The organism is Campylobacter pinnipediorum subsp. pinnipediorum, from assembly GCF_002021925.1.
GTDB classification, from domain to species: domain Bacteria; phylum Campylobacterota; class Campylobacteria; order Campylobacterales; family Campylobacteraceae; genus Campylobacter_A; species Campylobacter_A pinnipediorum.
Genome location: NZ_CP012546.1, coordinates 640914 through 662843 on the forward strand (window position 1 = coordinate 640914; position 21930 = coordinate 662843).

A 21930-nucleotide genomic window follows, 5' to 3' on the forward strand; every position below is an offset into this window, starting at 1 on the left:
TTATAAAATTGCAAATTTTTATCTACTTTCTAACAAACCACATCTTTTACTCGGAGTATCACATTGATTTATTAAATTTATTTCAGGTTTTCTTTTACTCCCTCTTCTGCTTGGCCCTTCTCCTGTGCAGTTATTTTGTGACACACTTAAGACAATAGGGTTAAAATACCTTCTTGAAACTTGTATGAACTGTGTATAAGCTAAATTTAATGTTCCGTTATTTGTAATTCGATTTCTTACATCACTAGTAGTATTTATAGTGCGACTAAGTCTTTGTCTAAATTGTTCAAACGATATATCTGGAAAATTTGTAGTGACATAAACCATACCATTTTGTGTTCTGATAACTGGCATGATATGGCCTTCGAGTTCGTTTGTTTGTGGGTTTATCGTGTAGATAAAATTTATCCAAACAGATCCAGGTGAAGATCTAAGCACTGATTGAACTCCTATGTCTAATTGAGATTCGTTTAACATATTTGTTCCTGTAATCACATAATTAGATAAAAAAGTTCCAACTAATCCTAAAGCACTGTGGCCTAATGCTGTTTGCATTTGCGCCCATTCGTATCTGGCAGACTCTTCAAATCGCCCTTGAGTTTCTAGTACAAAGCTTAAGCCAGGATATCTTTGTCTAAATGCTATAAAAGGATCTCTCATATGTGCTGTTGGAAACAAATAACCTTCACCATCATTTCTAGCAGAAGTGTCATTTAAAATTTCAAGCACCATTTGCATAGTTTGTAAAAGACAAGTGCCACAAATTCCTATACCCTCGCTTTCATTGTTTGAACCACTTCTTGCTATTTGCCAAAGTCTTCTTTGCCAAGCTTCATCTTCTAGTTTAAAGCTAGGATGGATATCTCTTTTAACTCTTGTTTTGCTGTCTGTTTGTTTTCCTGAAGCTGGACAAACATTAAGTTCATCAGCAAGATTTGCATTGACAAATCTTAGCCAATCTCCAAGTTCATGAGAAATAGTAAAATATTCTTTTGGTGCATTGCTTGTATCTTTGGGCATATAGCTTGGTTTTATAGTATATGGAACACCCCAATTAACTCCATAAGCACTAAGTCTTAGTATATTTCCTAAATAATCAATTATCATACTATCATTTTCATGCGGTGATAAGAAACTCCACTTATGTTTTTCGTCACTTTTTGTAACTACATCTTTACATTCTTCCCAACTAACCCAATTCCAATTTTGTGTTTTTTTCTGATTTGAAGTGAGGCAGTATAATTGACCACTTTCTTTATAGTATTGAGCAATATGACCATTTGTAGAATTGTAATAAAGTTCAACTATATTATCAGGGACGGACTTATTATTTTGCAAATAATACAAAGCCCATTGAAATCTATCTATAAAAGGCCAAGCTATAGGTGTTTTAAAACTTAAAGTTGCAGGAGCAGCCCTTAGATTTGCCCATGATTTCATTTCAGAATGTAGCTCGTGATTTTCTTTGTCGCTTGATCTTTTAGATATATAGGCATAGTATTTGTAATGCTTAATTCGCAAATTGCCTTCGTTTGTAAATATTTTACTATTTTTAATCATAAAACGTTGATTTCTGTCATTTAAAGTGCAAGGTGATAAATGCATATAATCCCACGATTGAGTTGATTTACCATCTATACCAGTAACGCTAGAAGGCGCCACAAGACATAAGTAGTTGCCATTTACTTCAAAACTGATTCTCCCAAAAACATCGTATCTAGCTTTTGGCAGTTTATTACTACAATAATCCAAATAAATATAGCTCTCGCCTTTTGAAAAAACAGGACTGTAACACAGATTTTGTCCATCTTCAGTTCTAACCTTTAAAATCATATCTTTAGGAGTATCGGCTACAACCTGTCTTACATCTTGTGCGTTTGAAAACAACAAAAAAAAGTGCAATATAAACAATACTTTATTATAAAATTGCATTGAATATCCTTTTAAAATGAAATTTATGTTACAGTATTATAGCAAAAATATAACGATTTGTTATTAAAATTTTTATTTCTTATGTCTTGTAATAAGATACTTTTTTAAAATCAAATATTGAAAATAAATGGAAATATACATAATATAATTTTATATTTAGAGTATCTTAATCTACAGGTAATAAATAAAATCTATTAATTTAAATAATTTTCTAAAATTTCTTTATATAAATCTTGTTCTTTTTCTAGTTTAATTTTTATTTGTTATATTTCTTTTTTATATTTTTCAAATTCTTTTATGATTTGTTTTTGAATGTTTTCATATGAATTTAAGCTTTTGCCAAAAGCATTCAAGCTATCTTTTTTGAGTTTTATTATATTACATTCAAATAAGCAAAATATAAATTTATTTAAAATATTATTTTTATACTTATCTTTTATGGCAAATCCAGCTATTGCTTCATTTGTATATAAGTCTTTTCCTGCGATTGCTGTTTTTCCTATGCTAAGTTTAAAACTTAGCAAAACTAGATGTTAAGTTGTTTAGATTAATCTTATCTGTTTTGAATAAAAAAACTAAAAATTCTGGAATTAAATTTTCTTTATTACATATGATGGAATTTATTTGTTGATTTGTGGATAATTCTACTTTGTTTATTGCTATTTTTTCAAGAGTTGTAGCGCAAGATTAAAACACTATCTGTGGGTATAATTTGAATTGTGTTTTCGATTAAAGCTTTGCTTGATACAAATTGATTTATGTATTCTTTTTGTATGTAAATTTCGTTTTCTTGATAATCAGGTGTGCTAAACCACACAATATCCTTAGAGTTCCAAAATGTTTTATCTTTTTTTGAAGGTGTTGAGTTATAATTGCTTTGAGATATATTTTATGCCTTTTTTGCTTTTTATAATTTTATCCGAATATTTATTAAATGTTATTTTAAGTGTGGCAAGTTAAATTTATATATTTTGTTTAAAGAATATAACTAAATATATAATAAAATGTAATAAATAGTATAAAAAGGAAACCATATGAAACAAGAAACTTTTGGTTGGAGTATAAGCAATACATACGAAGAGCTTCCTAAAAGATTTTATTCATTTGCTAAAAACTCAGCTTTTCCAAAGCCTAGTTTAGTTATTTATAACGAAGACTTAGCAAAGCAATTAGGTATTAGCGAAGAGCTAAAAAAGCTTAGTGATGAGCAAAAATCAGAGCTTTTTGTGGGAAATACATTTTTAGATGGTATGAGACCTATATCGCAAGCTTATGCCGGACATCAGTTTGGTTACTTTACTACTCTTGGAGATGGCAGGGCTATTTTACTAGCAGAGCAAAACACAGCGGACGGCAAGACATACGACATACAGCTAAAAGGAAGCGGGCAAACGCCTTATTCTCGTGGTGGAGATGGCAAGGCGGTTATTGGTCCTATGCTTAGAGAGTATCTTATAAGCGAAGCAATGCACGGTCTAAATATAGCCACCACTAGAAGTTTGGCGGTTTGCCTTACGGGTGAGAATGTGTTTAGATATGAGTATTTGCCCGGTGCTGTTTTGGTAAGGGTTGCTAGTAGTCATCTTAGGGTTGGGACATTTGAATTTGCTTATCTTGGAGATGATAGCGATGTGAAGGCTTTGGCTGATTATGCTATAAAAAGGCATTATCCTTATATACAAAACGATGAAAATCCATATCAATCTTTACTAAGAGAAGTTATAAAAAAACAAGCTAATCTTATAGCAAAATGGCAACTTGTAGGCTTTATACACGGTGTTATGAATACCGATAATATGAGTATTTGTGGCGAAAGTATTGACTATGGTCCTTGTGCTTTTATGGATAAGTATGATCCAAAAACTGTGTTTAGTTCTATTGACAGGCATTCAAGGTATTCGTATGAGCATCAGCCACCTATTGGACATTGGAATTTATCTGTGTTTGCGGACGCTCTTTTGCCTATCTTGGATGAAAACCAAGACAAGGCTATCAAGATAGCAGAGGATGAGCTAGCTAAATATTTACCTATTTTTAAAGATGCTTTTTTAAGTGGTATGAGAGAAAAGCTTGGGCTTATAAAAGAGCAAGAAAATGATGAGGTTTTGGTGTCTGAGCTTTTGAATTTGATGTATAAAAATGGTTCTGATTATACAAATACATTTGTTCGTTTAAGCCTTGAAGTAGGCGAGCAAGATGGGTCTTACTTGCAAGGAACAAGTGAGCTTTTTAATGATATAGAGTTTAAAAAATGGCAAGAAAAATGGCATGAGAGCATAGAAATATCAGAACAAAATATGCAAAAAGCATATGAGATGATGAAAAATGCAAACCCTTTTGTGATACCTAGAAATCATCTTGTTGAAAGTGCTTTAAGTAACGCAACTAAGGGCGATTATAAAGAGTTTAACGAGCTTTTAAAAGTTTTGCAAAAGCCTTATGAATATGATTTTAAAAACTCAAAATATCAAGAATTACCAAGCGTTTCAATGGCAGCTTATAAGACATTTTGCGGGACTTAAAAATAAAATTATGTTTGTGTATGATTATCTAAATTGATGACTATATTTTGTAGTTTAAAATGCAATACGGTTTAGACCCAATATTTGATGAAAATTCAAAGGTTTTAATATTAGGTTCTTTTCCTTCTGAGATTTCAAGAAAAGCCGGTTTTTACTATGTAAATAAACGCAATCGTTTTTGGAATGTTTTGGCAAAAGTTTTTAATACAGAAATTCCCGAAACAAACGAAGGTAAGGTCAAGTTTTTATTAGAGCACAATATCGCTATTTATGATGCTATTCACTCTTGCGATATAAAAGGCTCGCTTGATAAAAATATCACAAACGCCACTCCTTCTGATTTAAGTCCTATATTTAACAAGGCTAAGATAGAACAAGTCTTTGCAAATGGAACTAAAGCTTATGATGATTGTGAGACTTACCTAAAAGCACAAATACTAAAAGCTACTAATAAAGATATAATCAAACTACCATCTACCAGCCCAGCAAATACAAGATTTAATTTAGAAACACTTGCTAAAAGTTGGGAAGTTATTCGCACTGATATATAAAACACAGCAAGGCTAAGTTTTAAATTTAGCCTTAGTTTTTAAATATATAAATCTATAATTTCTTTATAAATTTGAGCTTTTTTATCAAGACTTAAAGGATAGGCTCTTGAGCTAGATGGCATACGATATATTCTTATGCTTTGTTTTTTATTATCTTGTGTATTTGGTATAAAAGCTTGTAGATATTCGCCTGTTTTTGGCACTTTTATGCTCTCTTTACTATCTAAAATCCAGCCATTGTTTTTAGCTTTTTCTAATACCACTTCACAAGCTTTTGTGCCGGTTGTTAAGATAGCCTTGCAGTTTGGCATTTGTTTTAGTGTCTCGCTAAGGTTTAAGGCTTCTTTAACTTCTAAGAACTTATCATCGGCATTGCCTTTTAGCCTTTGCACTTTCAAGGCACTATCGCCTATGGCTATTCCTTTTAGCCTGAAAAAATCCATAATTTTATCTTGATAAAATGTCTTTTGTTCTAAATTTACAAAATACATTTTATCGTTCATAAATGCTAATCCAAATATCCTCCACATATCGTTATTAAAATTTGGATAATAAAATTGCATACTCCATCTTGCTTGCGGTGGCGGAAAGCTACCTAAAAGCAAAATATTTGAGTTTTGTGGTATAAAAGGTTTTAGTATATGTGTTTCAATGTTATCTAAATTCATTTTTAAATCTTAGCTAAAATTTGTTAAATTTTTATATAAATAATTTTTTTATGCTAAACTATACTTTTTAAAAAAACAATATAAATTATTATGATAATGAGTGAAATTTTATGATTAGTATGGAAAAAGTGACTAAGATTTATAACGATACTTATGTTATAAAAGATCAGACTTTAAATATTAAAAAAGGTGAGTTTTTTGTTTTGGTTGGCCCAAGTGGTAGTGGAAAAACAACAACTCTTAAAATGTTAAATCGCCTTATAGAGCCAAGCTCAGGGGTTATAAAAATCAATGGAAAAGACATAAAAGACTATGATTTAAGAGAGCTTAGATTAGATACCGGATATGTTTTGCAACAAATTGCACTTTTTCCAAATTTAACTGTTCTTGAAAATATATCTCTTATTCCAGAGATGAAAAAGTGGCCAAAAAAAGAGCGTATGCAAAAAACCATAGAGCTACTCAAAAAAGTAAAAATGCCCCCAGAAAAATATCTGCATCGTTATCCAAGAGAGCTTTCTGGTGGCGAACAACAAAGGATAGGAATTTTAAGGGCGATTATAGCCCGTCCCCAGGTTATTCTTATGGATGAGCCGTTTAGTGCTTTAGACCCAATTTCAAGACAACAACTTCAAGATTTGATTAAAGAGTTGCATAAAGATTTAGGAATGACAATAGTATTTGTTACTCACGATATGCAAGAAGCTGAGTATGTTGCTGAGAGAATTTGTATAATGAGAAAGGGTGAAATAATGCAAATTGATTCACCAAAAAACATCAAAGATAATCCAGCAAATGAATTTGTTGCTAAATTTTTTCAAGCAGGTAACACAATAAATGAATGATTTGATAATTACTTTTAATGAACGTAAATTTGAGCTTTTTGAAGCTGTTTTAGAGCATCTTCAAATTTCATTATCATCGCTTTTGATTGCTATCGCCATTGCTGTTCCTATGGCTATTTTGATTTCTAATAATAAAAAAATAACAGAAATCGTGTTGCAAGTGACAGGTATTTTTCAAACTATACCATCTTTAGCACTTCTTGGTCTTTTTATACCACTTTTTGGTATAGGTGCTGTTCCTGCGGTTATAGCTCTTGTTATTTACTCTCTTTTTCCTATAGTTCAAAATACTATAACGGGACTTAATGAGATAAACCCATCTTTAAAAGAAGCCGCGGAAGCATTTGGAATGACAAAATGGGAAAAACTTAAAAAATTTGAACTTGCTATTGCTATGCCAGTTATTATTTCTGGTATCCAAACAGCTGCTGTTATGATAATAGGCACAGCCACTTTGGCTGCTTTGATAGGAGCTGGTGGACTTGGACGTTTTGTATTGCTTGGCATAGATAGAAATAATACATCTTTGATCTTAATCGGAGCTATTTCATCGGCACTTTTAGCGATTTTATTTAGTGTAGGTATTCGTTTTTTAAGAAAGCAAAATATAAAGCTCGTTGCATTTGCTTTGTTTACAATGGTTCTTTCTCTTGGATTATCTTTTTTACCTACTATGGAAAATCAAAATAACAAAATAATTATTGCTGGAAAATTAGGTGTAGAACCCGAGATATTGATTAATATGTATAAAGAAATCATAACCAATAATAGTGATATTAAAGTTGAATTAAAACCAAATTTTGGAAAAACTAGCTTTTTATATGAGGCTTTAAAATCAGGAGATATTGATATGTATCCAGAGTTTAGTGGAACTGTTGTTAAAAGCTTGCTTAAAAAACAGCCTTTGGCCTTATCAAATGATCCACAAGAAGTTTATGAGATAGCAAGAGATGGTATAAAAACTCAAGATGATTTGGCATTTTTAAAGCCTATGGAATTTCAAAATACATATGCTGTTGCTGTTAAGTCTAGTTTAGCTAAAGAGTATGGTCTTAAAAATATATCAGACCTAAAAAGAGTTAGTGATAAATTTATAGCTGGATTTACTTTGGAATTTAATGACAGAAAAGATGGTAATTTGGGCTTAAAAACAGAGTATGGTCTAAATCTAAAAGTAAAAACAGTAGAACCAGCATTGAGATATAAGGCTATTGAAAATAATGAGGTTCAAATAATTGATGCATATTCAACTGATAGCGAGTTAAGGCAATATGATTTGGTTGTATTAAATGATGATAAACATATATTTCCACCATATCAGGGTGCACCGCTCATCAAAGAAGATACACTTAAAAAATATCCCAAACTAAAATCAATGCTTGAACTTTTAGCAGGCCATATTAGCACAAAAGATATGAGCGATATGAACTATGCTGTTAGGGTAAAAGGTCGTCTTGCTAAAGATGTTGCTAGAGAGTATTTGATAAAAAATAATTTGATAGATAAATAAGTATGAAGCTTAAGATTGATATTTTTTAAGATATCAATCTTTTTTTTATTTAGTTTTGAGTATCTTTTTTTAGTTTGCTAAGCAACTCTTCTATATTATATTTAGCCCTGTATTCTGGTGTGAAAAGGTGGATTAAAATATCTCCAAGGTCTATAACAACCCAGTCATCGGAGCTTTCTATATTTAAAAATTCTTCCCCATCAGGCTTTAATTTTTCTTTTAATTCATCATTTAATGACATTGAGTGTCTTTGTCCAAGAGTAGTGGCAAGCACTACAAATTTAACAAAATACTCATCATCTCTCATATCAAAAGCTTGTATGTTTTCAGCTTTTTTTTCATCAAGTATGGATACTATTTTTTCAACTCTTGTTGATATATCTTGCATTATTTTCCTTTGTAAAATTTAATTATATCTTCTTTTATTTTATCATTAAGCAGTTCATAGCCAACACCTTTTCTTATCTCAGACGAACTTATATGAACATCTGTATTTATCTTTTGAAGATTTTTTGGTATTTCTATTTCATCTCTTTTTGCAACTATAAATTTAACTATATTTTTAAGCTCATCGTAGTTGTGCCACGTGCTTAAATTTCTTATATGATCAGCCCCAAGCAATAGATAAAAATTTTCAGGGTTGTATTTTTCTTTTAGATAAATAGCTGTTTGTATCGTGGGAACTGGTCTTTTTTGTTCTATCTCAAAGTCTGATATTTCAACATTTTCAAGACTTCCCCATATATCATTTACCCATTTTAATCTAACATTTGGAGGTGCTGAAAATGTGCTTTTAAATGGACTTATGAATGTTGGCATTATGATTAGTTTATCTATATCAAGTTCATTTAGTGCCATTTTTACAATGCTATCGTGACCTAGGTGAGGAGGGTCAAAACTTCCACCAAATAGTGCCAAATTCAAATTAATTGCCTTTAATATATGTTTGTTTAATTTACATTTTTGTAAAATTGTGACGTATTATATCAAAAGGAAATAAGATGTCGATTAAAATGGCTATAAATGGTTTTGGACGTATAGGAAGATGTGCTGCTCGTATCATTTTGGAAAGAAATGATGTTGAATTAGTTGCTATAAACGATACTGCAACAAGAGATTTAACTAGGTATTTGCTTAAATATGACAGTGTTCACGGCGAGTTTAAACATGATGTTAGAGTTTTGAATGATGATTATATAGAAGTTGATGGTAAAAAAATTAGAGTTTTTAGCACCAGAGATGCGAATGAGTTAGCTTTTTCAGATTTTGGCACAGATGTAGTTCTTGAATGTACGGGTGCGAATTTAACAAGTGAAAAATGTGAAAAATTTATACAAAATGGTGTTAGTAAGGTTGTAATGTCAGCACCTGCTAAGGATGATACTCCAACCTTTGTTTATGGTGTAAACTCAGACTCTTATAAAGGCGAGGCTATTATCTCAAATGCAAGTTGTACTACAAACTGCCTAGCTCCTGTGGCAAAGGTTTTAGATGATGCTTTTGGTATACAAAAAGGTCTTATGACTACAATACATGCTTATACAAATGGACAAAGTATAGTTGATGCAAAATCAGCAAAAGATATAAGAAGGGGTAGGGCTGGTGCTGTAAATATAGGACCTACCACAACAGGTGCAGCAAAGGCTATAGGCTTAGTGCTTCCACACTTAAAAGGTAAATTAAACGGAGTTAGTGTTCGTGTTCCAACACCTAATGTATCTATGGTTGATTTAGTAGCTACTCTTAAACAAAATGTAGATAAAGATATGCTAAATGAAGCTTTTTTAAAGGCTAGTGAAGGCGGACTTAAAGGCATACTTTTGGTTGATGAAGATAAACGTGTTTCTAGTGATTTTATAGGTAGCGAGCATTCGAGTATAGTTATATCTGATATGTTGCAAGTTATATGTGAAGATACTGTAAAAGTTCTTGCTTGGTATGATAATGAATGGGGTTATTCTGCTCGTTTAGTAGATATGGGTGTTTTAGCGGCTAAGTTTACAAAGGATAACAAGTGAATGGTATAATTTCTATAAAAGATATAGATATAAGTGGAAAAAGGGTATTTATAAGATGTGATTTTAATGTCCCTATGGATGAGTTTGGAAATATCACAGATGATAGACGTATAGTTTCTGCTATACCTACTATAAAGTATTGTTTAGATCAGGGTTGTAGTGTCGTTTTGGCTTCTCATCTTGGTCGTCCAAAAAATGGTTTTGAAGAAAAATACTCAATGAAACCCGTTGTGAAAAGACTATCTAGATTATTGCTTCCAGAAATTGCTCTTGCTAATGACGTTATTGGTCCTGATGCAAAAGATAAGGTTAGTAAGCTAAAACCGGGAGAGGTTTTGTTGCTTGAAAATTTACGTTTTGAAAAAGGTGAAACCAAAAATGATGAAAACTTAGCAAAAGCACTTAGTGAATTTGCTGATGTTTATATAAATGATGCTTTTGGTGTTTGTCATAGAGCTCATAGTTCGGTCGAAGCTATTGTTAGGTTTTACGATGAAAATACTAAGGCGGCTGGATTTTTACTACAAAAAGAGATTGAGTTTGCACAAAAATTAATAAAACAGCCTTCAAGACCATTTGTCGCTGTTGTTGGCGGTAGTAAGGTAAGTGGAAAACTGCAAGCTTTGACAAATTTATTGCCAAGGGTTGATAAACTTATAATAGGCGGTGGTATGGCATTTACCTTTTTAAAAGCTCTTGGTTATGATATAGGAAATTCTCTTCTTGAAGAGGATTTGATAGATGAAGCAAAAAATATCTTAACAAAAGGAAAAGAACTTGGTGTTAAAATTTATTTACCGGTAGATGTTGTAGCTGCTCAGACATTTTCTGCTGATAGTGCCATTAAGTTTGTAACAGCTCAAGAGATACCTGCTGGATGGATGGGCCTTGATATAGGACCTGCTAGCACAAGGCTTTTTAGACTTGCAATAGCTGATGCTCAGACTATATGGTGGAATGGACCTATGGGTGTTTTTGAGATGGATAAATTTTGCAAAGGTAGTATAAAAATGAGTCATGCTATAGCTGAAAGTCATGCTACTACGGTTGTTGGTGGTGGAGATACGGCTGATGTTGCTCAGCGTGCTGGTGATGCTGATGAGATGACATTTATATCAACTGGCGGTGGTGCTAGTTTAGAGCTTATAGAAGGAAAAGAGCTTCCTGGCGTAAAACCTTTAAGAAAGAAGGATGATGAATGAAATTTTTTGCAAATTTAAAATCAAATCACACAAGAAAAAGCTTCTCTGAATATGTAAAAAACATAGAAAAAAATTTACAAACTCAAGATGTTATCATATATCCCCCATTTACTGCACTTGATTATTCTTTGTCAAAAAAAATAAAAATAGGAGCTCAAAATTTTTATCCAGCCAAGAGTGGATCTTTTACCGGAGAGATAACATCGCTTATGCTTGATGAGTTTGAAATAAATAATGTTCTTATTGGACATAGCGAAAGAAGAGAACTTGGTGAAAATGAAGATCTGTTAAAATCTAAATTTAATTTTGCAAAAGAAAAAAATTGGGAAATAGTTTATTGTATTGGTGAAAATTTAGATACTTTTGAAAATAAAAAAACAAAAGAATTTTTAAGTAAACAGCTTGAAAGTATTGATTTGCAATACGATAAGCTAACTATAGCTTATGAGCCTATATGGGCTATAGGAACTGGCAAGAGTGCTAGTATAGGACAGATAGAAGAAATTTTGGATTTCATAAGAACTAAAACTAATGCTGATTTGTTGTATGGTGGAAGTGTAAATTTAACTAATATTTTAGAAATTTCAAAGATACAAAACTGTCAAGGTGTTCTTGTAGGAACTGCTAGCTGGGATTGTGATAATTTTATGAAATTAATAAATGCTGTTTGCTAAAAAAAGGAAATAGATATGATAATGAATGGTAAAAAAGGTCTTATAGTAGGCATTGCAAATAATAAATCTATTGCTTATGGAATAGCCAAGGCTTGTAAAGAACAAGGTGCCAAACTTGCTTTTACGTTTTTGAATGATTCTATAAAAAAGAGATTAGAACCGATAGCAAATGAACTTGGCTCAAATTTTATTTATGAGCTTGATATTAACAACAACGAGCATTTGCAAAATCTTGCTCCGATGATAGAAAAAGAGTTTGGAAAGATTGATTTTGTTGTTCATGCTGTTGCTTATGCGCCAAAAGAGGCTTTGGATGATGAGTTTATAAATACTACAAAAGAGGCTTTTGAAATCACAATGAATACATCTGTGTATTCTTTATTAAGCTTAACAAAATCAGTCCTACCTATCTTAAATGATAATGGTTCTATTCTTACTCTTAGTTATCTTGGTGGTGTTAGATTTGTTCCACATTATAACGTTATGGGTGTTGCAAAAGCAGCTCTTGAAAGCTCTGTAAAATACCTAGCACATGATCTTGGTAAGAAAAATATAAGAGTAAATGCAATAAGTGCCGGACCTATCAAAACACTTGCCGCAAGTGGAATAGGCGATTTTCGTATGATCTTAAAGTACAATGAAGCTAATGCCCCTTTAAAACGCAATACAACCATAGATGATGTTGGTAAAAGCGGAATGTATCTTTTGAGCGACCTTGCTAGTGGTGTTACTGGTGAGATTCATTATGTTGATTGTGGATACAATATAATGGGAATGACTGATGTTGAACAAGATAGCGAAGGAAATGTTTGCTTAGTTACTGATTTAGAAAAACATAAGTAGGAAAATTTCCTACTTATTTAAAATGATATATGCATACTTAGTGCTATTATACATAGTATAAGCGCCATAGGAACATACAGATATCTTCCTATGCTGTGCCATAAAAGACCTTGCTTATTATCTGTTCCTGTGTTTATCTCTTCTAAAATTTCATCTTTTTTAATTATCCAAAACCAAGATATAGCTCCTATAACAGCCCCAATAGGTATGATATAAATAGATACAAAATCCATCCAAGGGCCCCAAGTTGTTATATCTTGCATTGTTACCCCTATGCCAAAGCATATGATGCATAATGCGATCAAAATAGGAGTTCGTTTTATTTTTGGAAATTTATGCATTATGGACTCAGCAACCGCTTCTAACATATTTTGCAAAGATGATATTCCTCCAAAAATCACAGCTGTAAATAAAATAATAGCAAATATTTGTCCACCTGGCATATCTTGTAAAATTTTAGGTAGTGTAACAAATAAAAGTCCAGGACCACCTGCTGGATTCATACTATATGCAAAAACAGCTGGTATCATAACCAAAGCGGCAACTGTGGCTGCTACAGTATCAAAGATAGCTGTTTTTTTCGCCGAATCAACAATATCTTCATCTTTTGATAGGTATGAGCCATAAACTATCATTCCAGAACCTGTTATTGATAGTGAGAAAAATGCTTGCCCCATAGCTGATACCCATACCATTGGCTCTTTTAATTTTTGCCAGTCAGCTTTGAATAAAAATTTATATCCATCAATAGCATTATCTAAAAATGAAACTCTTATAGCTAGTATTATAAAGAGTATAAAAAATAGTGGCATCATTATTTTGTTTGTTTTTTCTATACTTTTTGCACCAAAAAAAAGAGTAAGAAGTGTGCCTGCTATCACTATAAAGTGAAAAGGAACTACAGAATATTTTGTTAGTGCAAACGACTCAAACCAAGTATTTGTATCAACACTCATAAGCGAGCCATCTATTGACTGATATAATGCTTTTAAAACATAGGCTATTATAACAGCATATCCTATCGCTATACACATAGAACCAGTCAGTGGTAACCAGCCTATTATTTTTCCTATTTTTTTAAATCCTCTTGAATTCCAAGCATATTCATATGAACCTAGTGTTCCTGTTTTTGCTCTTCTTCCTATTGCATATTCGGCTGATAATCCAACATATGAAAAAATAAGTACAAACAATAGATATATAAGGAAAAATACTCCACCTCCGTTTGTGCCTACTTTATAAGAAAAACCCCAAACATTTGCCATGCCGACAGCAGAGCCAACACAAGCTATAATAAAAGCCCAACGAGATGTAAAACCAACCTTTTGCACATCAATCCTTTTAAGTTATTAATGTATCTGATTATACTTTTTAAAACTTTAATGCTTCTTAATTATTTTGTTATGCTTTTGATATTATTTATATAATAATTTTGATAAAATAAAATTTTACAACTAAGGATTAAAATTGGAATTATCTTTAAAAAAACTAGCAATACCTATATTTTTTGATATATTTTTGCATTTTATAACTCTTGTTATCAATACATATATGGTTTCTAAGGTTAGTATAAACCTTGTTGGTTCTATGGGTGCTGGAAATCAAGTTATGGATTTTTTTATGGCTATTTTTAGCTTTTTAAGTGTTGGGTGTTCTATAGTTGTAGCACAAGCAATAGGAGCAAAAAAATTAAAATTAGCAAGAGAAATAGTGCATACAACTATAAGTTTTAATACAATTTTAGGTATCTTTTTTGCCTGTTTTGTGTATTTTTTTGGATTTGAAATTTTAGATATTTTAAATATCCCAAATGAGTTGAGAAACGAAAGCCACACCTATCTTCATATGCTTGGCATAGCTCTTTGCTTTGATGGTATAGGTATGACACTAGCATCTATTTTAAGGGTTTATAACCGTGCTTTTTTGGTTATGCTTGTATCTTTTATAATGAATATAATAACTCTTGTTTTAAATGCTATTGTTCTTTTTGGGTTATTAGATGGATTTGATTACGGGCTTTATGGTGTTGCTGTTTCTACCATAATAGGGCGATTTGTTGGAGTTTTATTGCTTATATTTATTTTATGCAAGATAGCAAAGATAAGAGTTTATATAAGCAGATTGTTTGTTTTATCATTTGATAAATTAAAGATGATTTTAAAAATAGGTCTTCCTAGTGCCGGAGAGCATCTTCTTTGGCTTGGTCAGTATATGGTGGCTTTTTCTTTTGTCGCTAGTATGGGGGCTAATGAGCTTTCTGTTCAGACTATTTTTATGCAACTTACACTTTTATTGCTTCTTTGTGGTGCTAGTATAAGTATGGCAAATGAGGTTATTGTTGGTCGTTTGATTGGAGCTAAGGAGTTTGATAGGGCTTATACTCATACTTTTAGAGCTTTAAAAGTAGGAATTTTATTTACAATAATAGCTGTTATGATTGTTTTTGTTTTAAAAGATAAAATTATGTTTGAGTTTGGATTAAGTGATGAGCTTAAAAGTATAATGCTACCTTTGTTTTTTCTATCAATAGTTCTTGAAGTTGGTAGAACATTTAATATAGTCATAGTAAATGCACTTCGTGCTACGGGTGATGCGAATTTTCCTTTCATTACGGGGTTTATATTTATGTGGTGTGTTAGTTTACCACTTGGATATTTTTTAGGTATATATCTTAAATTTGGAATAATTGGTGTTTGGCTTGGCTTTTTGGCTGATGAGTGGCTTAGGGGTATCGTAAATACATTACATTTTAGAAGTAGAAAATGGCAATCAAAACGACTTGTGTAAATTTTTGTGATTTTGTAATAGAGCTAAAGTTTAAATCAAATGTAAAATACCTTAGGCTAAAAATAGACAATAATGCAAAAATAACTTGCTCTTTGCCATACAAAACGACAGTTAAAAGGGCTATGGAATTTTTAAATGAAAATAAGCAATGGCTTATTGATACACACAAAAAAGTAGTTTTAAAAAAAATTAAAGATGATGAGTTTTATTATCTTGGTAAATTGTATAAGATAAAAATAGATGAAAATTTAAAAGAGATTGTATTTAAAGATAGTGAAATTTTTACAAAAGATAAAAAAATGCTTGAACATTTTAAAAGAGAAAAATTTAAAGAAATTTCATATTTTTTTATAGATAAATTTATGCCTTTTATAAATAGAAAAATAAATCATATAAGTATCAAAAATATGAATACAAGGTGGGGTAGTTGTAATCATAAAAAAGGTTATATCAATCTAAATTTAAAACTCATCCATAAAAAAATAGAGCTTGTAGAATATGTAATTTTACACGAATTAACACATCTTATATACCCAAATCACAAAATAGAATTTTATAAATTTATTGAAAATATAATGCCTGATTTCAGACAAAGAGAAAAATGTCTTAAAAATTAGCATTACTTGTTTTTGTAGTATATTGTAAATTCAAAAAATATTTAAATGTATATTAATTTTGTTATATTGTTATTCTATGGAATTTATTTATGATTGTAAAGTTATAAAAATGACTTTACATCCAATCAAGTACCTTTGTTATATCTTTTGTATAAAAGCATTTTAAACCTTGTGGTTCAAGTGGTTTTGTAGGTATGATTGCATTTTTAAATTTTTGTGTTTTTGCCTCTTTTAAGCGTTGGTCTATATTAAATACATCTCTTATTTCGCCATTTAGACTAAGTTCTCCTATAAACACACTCTCTTTGCTTATAGGTCTATTTCTAAAACTTGATATTATTGCTGCAACTACTGCTAAATCAGCTGCTGTTTCTGTTATTTTTACACCACCTGAAACATTTATAAAGACATCATAATGTCCGAGTGGAATTTCAAGTTTTCTTTCAAGTAATGCTAAAAGCATATCTAAACGATTTTTTTCATATCCGGTTGAGCTTCTTTTTGGGTATGCGCTTTCACAAACCAATGCTTGAATCTCAACACTTAAAGCACGAGAACCTTCCATTATTATGGTTATCGCACTTCCGCTTATCGCACTTCCTCTTGTAAAAAATTTACTTGAAATTTCTGTAGCACTAACAAGTCCATTTTTACTCATTTCAAATATCCCAACTTCACTTGTTGAACCAAAACGATTTTTAAATCCTCTTAGCATTCTTAGCTCTCTTGATGCATCGCCTTCAAAATACAATACGACATCAACCATATGTTCAAGCACTCTAGGACCAGCTATGGAGCCTTCTTTTGTGATATGGCCTATGATAAAAACAGAGATATTTTCATTTTTTGCAAGTCTCATAAGTTCAAATGTTATCTCTCTAACTTGCGAGATTGAGCCGGGTGCCGAGTTTATTTTTTCGCTATATAATGTTTGGATAGAGTCTATTATAAGAATTTTATATTCGCTTTTTTTGACTTCTGCTATTATGTTTTCAACTATGATTTCAGTTAAAAGATATAAATTTTTATCTATTGCGTTTAGTCTATCTGCTCTTAATTTTATTTGTGAAGCACTCTCTTCGCCACTTACATAAAGTGTCTTTTTACCATCTTTTGAAAGATTTGAGGCTATTTTAAGAAGTAAGGTTGATTTGCCTATGCCTGGACTTCCACCTATTAGCACCAAAGAGCCTTCAACTACTCCGCCTCCAAGGACTAAATCAAGCTCAAAATCACCAGTGCTAAATCTATTTATGCTTTCTATTTCTATCTTGTCAATGCTTACAGCTCTTGTGTTTTGTGTTATTAGTTTTGAAAGTTCTTGTGTGGTTTTGATTTGCTCTTTACTTAATTCTATAAAGCTATCCCAAGCTCCGCAATTTGGACATTTTCCTATCCATTTACTTTGTTGATTTCCACAAGCTTGACATTCAAATACGCTTTTTGATTTAGCCATTTTATCTACCTTTTTTTGTTTGAGTATTGTAGATTAAAGGATAAAACACTTAAAATATCTTATCCTTTTTTTGTTTTTATGGTTTAAATTAGATTTTATTCAAATATAGCATCTAAAAGTTTATCTAAAAACTCATCTGGATCAAATTTTATCAAATCATCAACACCTTCGCCAACACCTATATATAAAATAGGGAGTTCAAGCTCTCTAGCTACACCAAACAAAGCTCCACCTTTTGGTGTTCCATCAAGTTTTGTTATGATAACTCCGTTGAGTGATACTATCTCATTAAATGCTTTTGCTTGTTCAACACCAGCATTTCCTTGTGTTCCATCTAGTATTAAAATTTTTCTATGAGGTGCTTTTTCGTAAGCTTTTGCACTAATTCTTATTATCTTACTAAGTTCATTTGCTAGGTTTTTTTGATTTTGAAGTCTTCCAGCTGTATCTAGCACAACTCTATCTATATTTTTTGCTATTGCTGAGCTTATTGTGTCAAATGCGACAGCTGATGGATCGTGTCCTTGCTGGGTTGCTACTATAGGAATATCTATTTTTATAGCCCATTGTCTAAGTTGTTCTATTGCACCAGCTCTAAAAGTATCACAAGCTCCAAGTATCACACTTTTATGATTTTTTTTATATAAATTTGCTAGTTTTGCTATAGTTGTTGTTTTTCCAGCACCATTTACACCAAGTATTAAATCAACAAAAGGTTTATCATCGGCTATGGAGTTATCTTTTTCATATATAAAATAACTACTCATAACACGTTTTAAATCATCTCTTTTTACCTCTTCTTGAGGCGGTAAATAATATATGATTTCTTCAATTATTTCATAAGCTACATCGGCTTCTAATAGCAATTCTTCAAGTAATTCTTTAGTTATTTTTTTGTTTTCTTTTGTTTTGTTGATGATTTTAAATGTTTTCTCAAAACCCTTTTTTAGAAAATCTATCATTTAATAGCCTTTAAAATATCAGTTTCTAGCATTTCTTCAGGAACAAGACCGGTATAAGTGATAGAATGTTCTCCGTTTGGTTTATAAAGTATAGAAAATGGAAGACCTATAACACCACCTATGGCTTTTTCAAGTAAAAAATTTCCACTTCCTATTGTAATATCATATTTTATTCTATAACTATCAGCAAATTTTTTCATCTCATCAGCTTGTTTGTTTTCTAATAAAACACCTATTATGTTTAGTTCTTTTTTAAATTTATCGTTCAAGTTATTAAGGTGTGGTATTTCAACTTTACAAGGAGGACACCAAGTAGCAAAAAATACAAATAATGTCGCTTTTTCATTATTTTTTATTGAAATTTTACCATTTTCTACCATTAGTTGTATTGTTTTATTTTCAAGAGTTGTTAATGTTATATTATTATCTAATTTTTCCTCTTGTTTTTCTTCTGTTTTTATCTTTTTAACTGTTGTGCTGTTTGTATCATTATTTTTCTTTTTATCTTCTTTTTGACCACAACTTACAAATAAGAAAATTGAGATTAATAGTATTAAATTTTTAATTTTCATGTATTACCTTTTTTAAAAATGTGTATAATTATACAAAAAGTAATTAAAATGAGTGTTAAATATACAAAAGAAGAGATAAGGTCTTATAATTTAAAACAGATAAAAAGACATGTCAAAATTAGTGCAAAGTGTAAACATTATTCGGTTTTAAATAATCTTTATAGTCTTATAAAGCATACTAAATCAAAAAATATTTTGATATATATGCCACTTGAATATGAAGTTGATGTATACAAGCTAAGAAGAAAATTGTCAAATAAGTGTAATATTTTTATGCCGTTTATGGTGGGTCTTAGCTTAAAAATGGTAAAATCAAGGTTGCCATTTTTAATTGATAAATTTAAAGTTAGGCAGCCTATTAATAGGCAGATATTTAAAGGTTATCTTGATATGGCTATAGTGCCAGTTATTGGAGTTGATTTGAATCTAGGCAGGATAGGTCATGGTAAGGGTTTTTATGATAGATTTTTTTCAGAGCTTAGCCATCGTCCAAAAATTATTGTTTTTGTGCAAATGATAGATCTATTTTATAATAAAGAAATAACACAAAAACATGATATATCTTGCAATATATATATGACTCCAAGGCAAAATTATATAAGAAGAGGAAAAAATGATAGAAATTTTTGTAGGATTGGGGGCTGGTGCCATTGGCGCTGGAGTAGGATATCTTGTAGCCAAAAAGATAAATGACGCAAATTATAATATTTTTTTAGAACAAGCAAAAGCAAAAGCAAAAGCTATAGAATATGAAGCTGAAATTATTTTAAAAAATTCAAAAATTTCAGTTCAAGAGGCTGAATTTGAAGCTAAAAAAAAATATGATGAAAAAACAGTAAAGCTTCAAAAAGACTATACTGTAAAATTTGATGAATTAAGTAAAAAAGAGCAAATTTTGTCAAATGAAAAAGAGCTTTTAAATAGTGATAAATTAGTAGTTGAAAGAGAAAAAAATGACGCTAAGATAACTTATGAAGAGGGGGTTAGTTTAAAAAATACCTATAAAGATAAAGTTGCAGAAGCATTAAAGGTTTTAGAACACGCTGCTGGTCTTACAGAAGATGAAGCCAAAGATATAGTCTTAAAAAAAGTAGAAGAAAACAGTAGAGCAGAAATAGCTCATATAGTAAGAAAATATGAAGAAGAAGCTAAAAAAGAAGCTAAGAAAAAAGCAAATTATATACTAGCACAAGCTACTTCGCGTTTTGCTGGAGAGTTTGCCGCTGAAAGGCTTATTAATGTTGTCAATATTAAAAACGATGAGTTAAAAGGTAGAATAATAGGCAAAGAGGGTAGAAATATAAAGACTCTAGAGATGGTTTTAGGTGTTGATATAATCATAGATGATACTCCAAATGCTATTATACTCAGCAGTTTTAACCTTTACCGTAGAGCTATTGCTACTAGGGTTATTGAATTATTGGTTGAAGATGGAAGAATACAACCAGCTAGAATAGAAGATTTGTATAAAAAAGTAACTGAAGAGTTTGAACAAAGTATACAAGAAGAGGGTGAAAATATAGTAATGGATCTTGGTCTTAATAAAATTCATCCAGAGATAATCAAACTTATAGGAAAGCTTAAATTTAGAGCTAGTTATGGTCAAAATGCGTTAGCACATAGTCTTGAAGTCGCACATCTTGCCGGAATTATAGCAGCAGAAATCGGTGGCGATGAAAAACTTGCAAAAAGAGCCGGTATACTTCACGATATAGGCAAAGCTTTAACACATGATTTTGAAGGATCTCATGTTGATTTGGGTGCTGATGTTTGCAAAAGATACAAAGAGCACCCAGTTGTTATAAATGCTATTTATGCACATCACGGACACGAAGAAGCTTTAAGTATAGAAAGCGCAGCTGTTTGTGCAGCAGATGTTCTAAGTGCAGCAAGACCAGGTGCTAGAAGAGAAGTTTTAGAAAGCTTCTTAAAACGTGTGGAGGAGATAGAAAACATAGCAAAAACAAAAGATGGTATAAAACAAGCTTATGCTATCAATGCTGGTCGTGAAATCAGAGTTATAGCAAATGCTAAACTAGTAAATGATGATGAAGCAGTTTTGTTATCAAAAGAGATAGCATCCGAGATAGAGGATAAAGTTCAATATCCTGGTGAAATTAAAGTAAATGTAATAAGAGAGACAAGAGCTATTAACTATGCTAAATAAGTTTTTATTCTGTAAAATATTTTCTTTTTTTATTATAATAAGCACATCTTGTTTTGCTTCTGAGGAAATTTTACTCGATTGTGCTAATTCATTTATAATGACATATAGAGCAAATAAATCGGCTCCGTTTAAAAATCTTTTACAAAATTCTAAAGCTATTTTAATATTTCCAAGCGTTAAAAAAATCGGATTTTTATTTGGTGGTATGTCAGGTAAAGGTATTATGGTTTTAGACCCTGTAGGTAACAATAAAGAAATTTTAACTGTTGGTATTGGTGGTGGAAGTTTGGGGTTGCAAGTTGGATACTCTGATAGTACTCTTGTTCTTTTTATATTAAATAGTGCGATTATATCTGATATAAAAGATAGCAAGATAGTAATAAGTACTGATGCTAATTTTGCATTCGGTGATATAAATGGAGGATATAAAGATATAAAAGATTTTCAGTTTTCAAAAGATATATATGCTTATGCCACCGATAGTGGTTTTTTTGCTGGTGCAAGTTTTGGAGGTGCTGTTATAAGCTTAACTAATGAACATTTTAGAAAAAATGGATATGGTTATTTGCAGTTACAAAATGCTTTAAATGGATTTGGTGAATAG

General features: G+C 31.1%; 23 protein-coding genes. 13 read left to right on the top strand and 10 right to left on the bottom strand.

The window, feature by feature from the left end; translation table 11 throughout:
* Nucleotides 1-18: 18 nt before the first annotated feature.
* The 3 genes from CPIN17260_RS03355 to CPIN17260_RS09125 all read right to left on the bottom strand — a co-directional run bounded on the left by CPIN17260_RS03355 (nucleotide 19) and on the right by CPIN17260_RS09125 (nucleotide 2749).
* A complete protein-coding gene (locus CPIN17260_RS03355) occupies nucleotides 19-1932 on the bottom strand; it encodes a DUF1561 family protein (RefSeq protein ID WP_078440556.1) in 1914 nt (637 codons plus the stop codon).
* Nucleotides 1933-2195: 263 nt separating this feature from the next.
* Nucleotides 2196-2456 (bottom strand): restriction endonuclease subunit S domain-containing protein, encoded by a 261-nt coding sequence (locus CPIN17260_RS03360; protein WP_069632793.1) that lies wholly within the window; start codon nucleotides 2454-2456, stop codon nucleotides 2196-2198.
* A gap of 143 nt (nucleotides 2457-2599) precedes the next feature.
* Nucleotides 2600-2749, bottom strand: coding sequence for a restriction endonuclease subunit S domain-containing protein (locus CPIN17260_RS09125; RefSeq protein WP_157887327.1), 150 nt, complete (start codon nucleotides 2747-2749; stop codon nucleotides 2600-2602).
* A 217-nt stretch (nucleotides 2750-2966) separates the two neighbouring features.
* Here CPIN17260_RS09125 and CPIN17260_RS03365 point away from each other — a divergent pair, with 217 nt between their 5' ends.
* Complete coding sequence (locus CPIN17260_RS03365; protein WP_078440557.1) at nucleotides 2967-4454, top strand: protein adenylyltransferase SelO; 1488 nt, start codon at nucleotides 2967-2969, stop codon at nucleotides 4452-4454.
* A 59-nt stretch (nucleotides 4455-4513) separates the two neighbouring features.
* Nucleotides 4514-5005 (top strand): DNA-deoxyinosine glycosylase, encoded by a 492-nt coding sequence (locus CPIN17260_RS03370; RefSeq protein ID WP_099046653.1) that lies wholly within the window; start codon nucleotides 4514-4516, stop codon nucleotides 5003-5005.
* A 38-nt stretch (nucleotides 5006-5043) separates the two neighbouring features.
* On the opposite strand, the gene CPIN17260_RS03375 is transcribed toward CPIN17260_RS03370, so the two are convergent.
* Complete coding sequence (locus CPIN17260_RS03375; protein ID WP_078440558.1) at nucleotides 5044-5673, bottom strand: uracil-DNA glycosylase family protein; 630 nt, start codon at nucleotides 5671-5673, stop codon at nucleotides 5044-5046.
* 128 nt (nucleotides 5674-5801) lie between these two features.
* Between CPIN17260_RS03375 and CPIN17260_RS03380 the strand changes: the two genes are divergently transcribed.
* Complete coding sequence (locus CPIN17260_RS03380; protein WP_226996998.1) at nucleotides 5802-6518, top strand: ABC transporter ATP-binding protein; 717 nt, start codon at nucleotides 5802-5804, stop codon at nucleotides 6516-6518.
* Entirely contained in the window at nucleotides 6511-8028 is a 1518-nt protein-coding gene (locus CPIN17260_RS03385; protein ID WP_078440560.1) for an ABC transporter permease/substrate-binding protein, read from the top strand. The genes CPIN17260_RS03380 and CPIN17260_RS03385 overlap by 8 nt, the downstream gene beginning before the upstream one ends.
* A 49-nt stretch (nucleotides 8029-8077) precedes the next feature.
* Here CPIN17260_RS03385 and rsfS read toward each other — a convergent pair whose 3' ends face one another.
* Both rsfS and nadD read right to left on the bottom strand, forming a co-directional pair.
* Complete coding sequence (gene rsfS, locus CPIN17260_RS03390) at nucleotides 8078-8416, bottom strand: ribosome silencing factor (RefSeq protein ID WP_069632397.1); 339 nt, start codon at nucleotides 8414-8416, stop codon at nucleotides 8078-8080.
* Nucleotides 8416-8952: a nicotinate (nicotinamide) nucleotide adenylyltransferase gene (gene nadD, locus CPIN17260_RS03395; protein WP_069636702.1), complete on the bottom strand. Its 537-nt coding sequence runs from the start codon at nucleotides 8950-8952 to the stop codon at nucleotides 8416-8418. The genes rsfS and nadD overlap by 1 nt, the downstream gene beginning before the upstream one ends.
* A gap of 77 nt (nucleotides 8953-9029) precedes the next feature.
* Here nadD and gap point away from each other — a divergent pair, with 77 nt between their 5' ends.
* The 4 genes from gap to fabI are packed head-to-tail and all read left to right on the top strand — an operon-like array spanning nucleotide 9030 to nucleotide 12765.
* Nucleotides 9030-10046 (top strand): type I glyceraldehyde-3-phosphate dehydrogenase, encoded by a 1017-nt coding sequence (gap, locus tag CPIN17260_RS03400; RefSeq protein ID WP_078440561.1) that lies wholly within the window; start codon nucleotides 9030-9032, stop codon nucleotides 10044-10046.
* The gene (locus tag CPIN17260_RS03405; protein ID WP_078440562.1) at nucleotides 10043-11248 is read left to right on the top strand and encodes a phosphoglycerate kinase; all 1206 of its coding nucleotides are present in this window, start codon (nucleotides 10043-10045) and stop codon (nucleotides 11246-11248) included. Before gap ends, CPIN17260_RS03405 begins: the two co-directional genes overlap by 4 nt.
* The gene (locus tag CPIN17260_RS03410; protein WP_069637236.1) at nucleotides 11245-11922 is read left to right on the top strand and encodes a triose-phosphate isomerase; all 678 of its coding nucleotides are present in this window, start codon (nucleotides 11245-11247) and stop codon (nucleotides 11920-11922) included. Before CPIN17260_RS03405 ends, CPIN17260_RS03410 begins: the two co-directional genes overlap by 4 nt.
* A gap of 15 nt (nucleotides 11923-11937) precedes the next feature.
* The gene (gene fabI, locus CPIN17260_RS03415) at nucleotides 11938-12765 is read left to right on the top strand and encodes an enoyl-ACP reductase FabI (protein ID WP_069637237.1); all 828 of its coding nucleotides are present in this window, start codon (nucleotides 11938-11940) and stop codon (nucleotides 12763-12765) included.
* 17 nt (nucleotides 12766-12782) lie between these two features.
* Here the strand turns inward: fabI and CPIN17260_RS03420 are convergent, their stop codons facing one another.
* On the bottom strand, nucleotides 12783-14096 hold the full coding sequence (locus CPIN17260_RS03420; protein WP_078440563.1) for a sodium-dependent transporter: 1314 nt from the start codon (nucleotides 14094-14096) through the stop codon (nucleotides 12783-12785).
* Between the two features lie 136 nt (nucleotides 14097-14232).
* Between CPIN17260_RS03420 and CPIN17260_RS03425 the strand changes: the two genes are divergently transcribed.
* Nucleotides 14233-15552 (top strand): MATE family efflux transporter, encoded by a 1320-nt coding sequence (locus CPIN17260_RS03425; RefSeq protein ID WP_078440564.1) that lies wholly within the window; start codon nucleotides 14233-14235, stop codon nucleotides 15550-15552.
* A complete protein-coding gene (locus tag CPIN17260_RS03430) occupies nucleotides 15528-16169 on the top strand; it encodes a M48 family metallopeptidase (protein WP_069632405.1) in 642 nt (213 codons plus the stop codon). Before CPIN17260_RS03425 ends, CPIN17260_RS03430 begins: the two co-directional genes overlap by 25 nt.
* Before the next feature lie 115 nt (nucleotides 16170-16284).
* Here CPIN17260_RS03430 and radA read toward each other — a convergent pair whose 3' ends face one another.
* The 3 genes from radA to CPIN17260_RS03445 all read right to left on the bottom strand — a co-directional run bounded on the left by radA (nucleotide 16285) and on the right by CPIN17260_RS03445 (nucleotide 19159).
* The gene (gene radA, locus CPIN17260_RS03435) at nucleotides 16285-17625 is read right to left on the bottom strand and encodes a DNA repair protein RadA (protein WP_069636696.1); all 1341 of its coding nucleotides are present in this window, start codon (nucleotides 17623-17625) and stop codon (nucleotides 16285-16287) included.
* Between the two features lie 95 nt (nucleotides 17626-17720).
* Complete coding sequence (gene ftsY / locus CPIN17260_RS03440; protein WP_069632407.1) at nucleotides 17721-18587, bottom strand: signal recognition particle-docking protein FtsY; 867 nt, start codon at nucleotides 18585-18587, stop codon at nucleotides 17721-17723.
* Nucleotides 18584-19159, bottom strand: a complete 576-nt coding sequence (locus CPIN17260_RS03445; RefSeq protein ID WP_069632408.1) for a TlpA family protein disulfide reductase — start codon at nucleotides 19157-19159, stop codon at nucleotides 18584-18586. Before CPIN17260_RS03445 ends, ftsY begins: the two co-directional genes overlap by 4 nt.
* Nucleotides 19160-19207: 48 nt before the next feature.
* Here CPIN17260_RS03445 and CPIN17260_RS03450 point away from each other — a divergent pair, with 48 nt between their 5' ends.
* Genes CPIN17260_RS03450 through CPIN17260_RS03460 form a run of 3 tightly spaced genes read left to right on the top strand, consistent with a single transcriptional unit; the run spans nucleotide 19208 to nucleotide 21930 of the window.
* Nucleotides 19208-19852 (top strand): 5-formyltetrahydrofolate cyclo-ligase, encoded by a 645-nt coding sequence (locus CPIN17260_RS03450; protein ID WP_078440565.1) that lies wholly within the window; start codon nucleotides 19208-19210, stop codon nucleotides 19850-19852.
* The gene (gene rny / locus CPIN17260_RS03455) at nucleotides 19773-21326 is read left to right on the top strand and encodes a ribonuclease Y (RefSeq protein ID WP_078440566.1); all 1554 of its coding nucleotides are present in this window, start codon (nucleotides 19773-19775) and stop codon (nucleotides 21324-21326) included. Before CPIN17260_RS03450 ends, rny begins: the two co-directional genes overlap by 80 nt.
* Nucleotides 21316-21930 carry a lipid-binding SYLF domain-containing protein gene (locus CPIN17260_RS03460; RefSeq protein ID WP_078387550.1) on the top strand — a complete coding sequence of 205 codons (615 nt, stop codon included), beginning with the start codon at nucleotides 21316-21318 and terminating at the stop codon, nucleotides 21928-21930. The genes rny and CPIN17260_RS03460 overlap by 11 nt, the downstream gene beginning before the upstream one ends.

Coding starts and splice junctions, on each gene's coding strand:
- CPIN17260_RS03355 (WP_078440556.1), bottom strand. CDS start 1,932: ATGCAATTTTATAATAAAGTATTGTTTATATTGCACTTTTTTTTGTTG.
- CPIN17260_RS03365 (WP_078440557.1), top strand. CDS start 2,967: ATGAAACAAGAAACTTTTGGTTGGAGTATAAGCAATACATACGAAGAG.
- CPIN17260_RS03370 (WP_099046653.1), top strand. CDS start 4,514: ATGCAATACGGTTTAGACCCAATATTTGATGAAAATTCAAAGGTTTTA.
- CPIN17260_RS03375 (WP_078440558.1), bottom strand. CDS start 5,673: ATGAATTTAGATAACATTGAAACACATATACTAAAACCTTTTATACCA.
- CPIN17260_RS03385 (WP_078440560.1), top strand. CDS start 6,511: ATGAATGATTTGATAATTACTTTTAATGAACGTAAATTTGAGCTTTTT.
- rsfS (WP_069632397.1), bottom strand. CDS start 8,416: ATGCAAGATATATCAACAAGAGTTGAAAAAATAGTATCCATACTTGAT.
- gap (WP_078440561.1), top strand. CDS start 9,030: ATGTCGATTAAAATGGCTATAAATGGTTTTGGACGTATAGGAAGATGT.
- CPIN17260_RS03410 (WP_069637236.1), top strand. CDS start 11,245: ATGAAATTTTTTGCAAATTTAAAATCAAATCACACAAGAAAAAGCTTC.
- fabI (WP_069637237.1), top strand. CDS start 11,938: ATGATAATGAATGGTAAAAAAGGTCTTATAGTAGGCATTGCAAATAAT.
- CPIN17260_RS03430 (WP_069632405.1), top strand. CDS start 15,528: ATGGCAATCAAAACGACTTGTGTAAATTTTTGTGATTTTGTAATAGAG.
- radA (WP_069636696.1), bottom strand. CDS start 17,625: ATGGCTAAATCAAAAAGCGTATTTGAATGTCAAGCTTGTGGAAATCAA.
- ftsY (WP_069632407.1), bottom strand. CDS start 18,587: ATGATAGATTTTCTAAAAAAGGGTTTTGAGAAAACATTTAAAATCATC.
- CPIN17260_RS03445 (WP_069632408.1), bottom strand. CDS start 19,159: ATGAAAATTAAAAATTTAATACTATTAATCTCAATTTTCTTATTTGTA.
- CPIN17260_RS03450 (WP_078440565.1), top strand. CDS start 19,208: ATGAGTGTTAAATATACAAAAGAAGAGATAAGGTCTTATAATTTAAAA.
- rny (WP_078440566.1), top strand. CDS start 19,773: ATGATAGAAATTTTTGTAGGATTGGGGGCTGGTGCCATTGGCGCTGGA.
- CPIN17260_RS03460 (WP_078387550.1), top strand. CDS start 21,316: ATGCTAAATAAGTTTTTATTCTGTAAAATATTTTCTTTTTTTATTATA.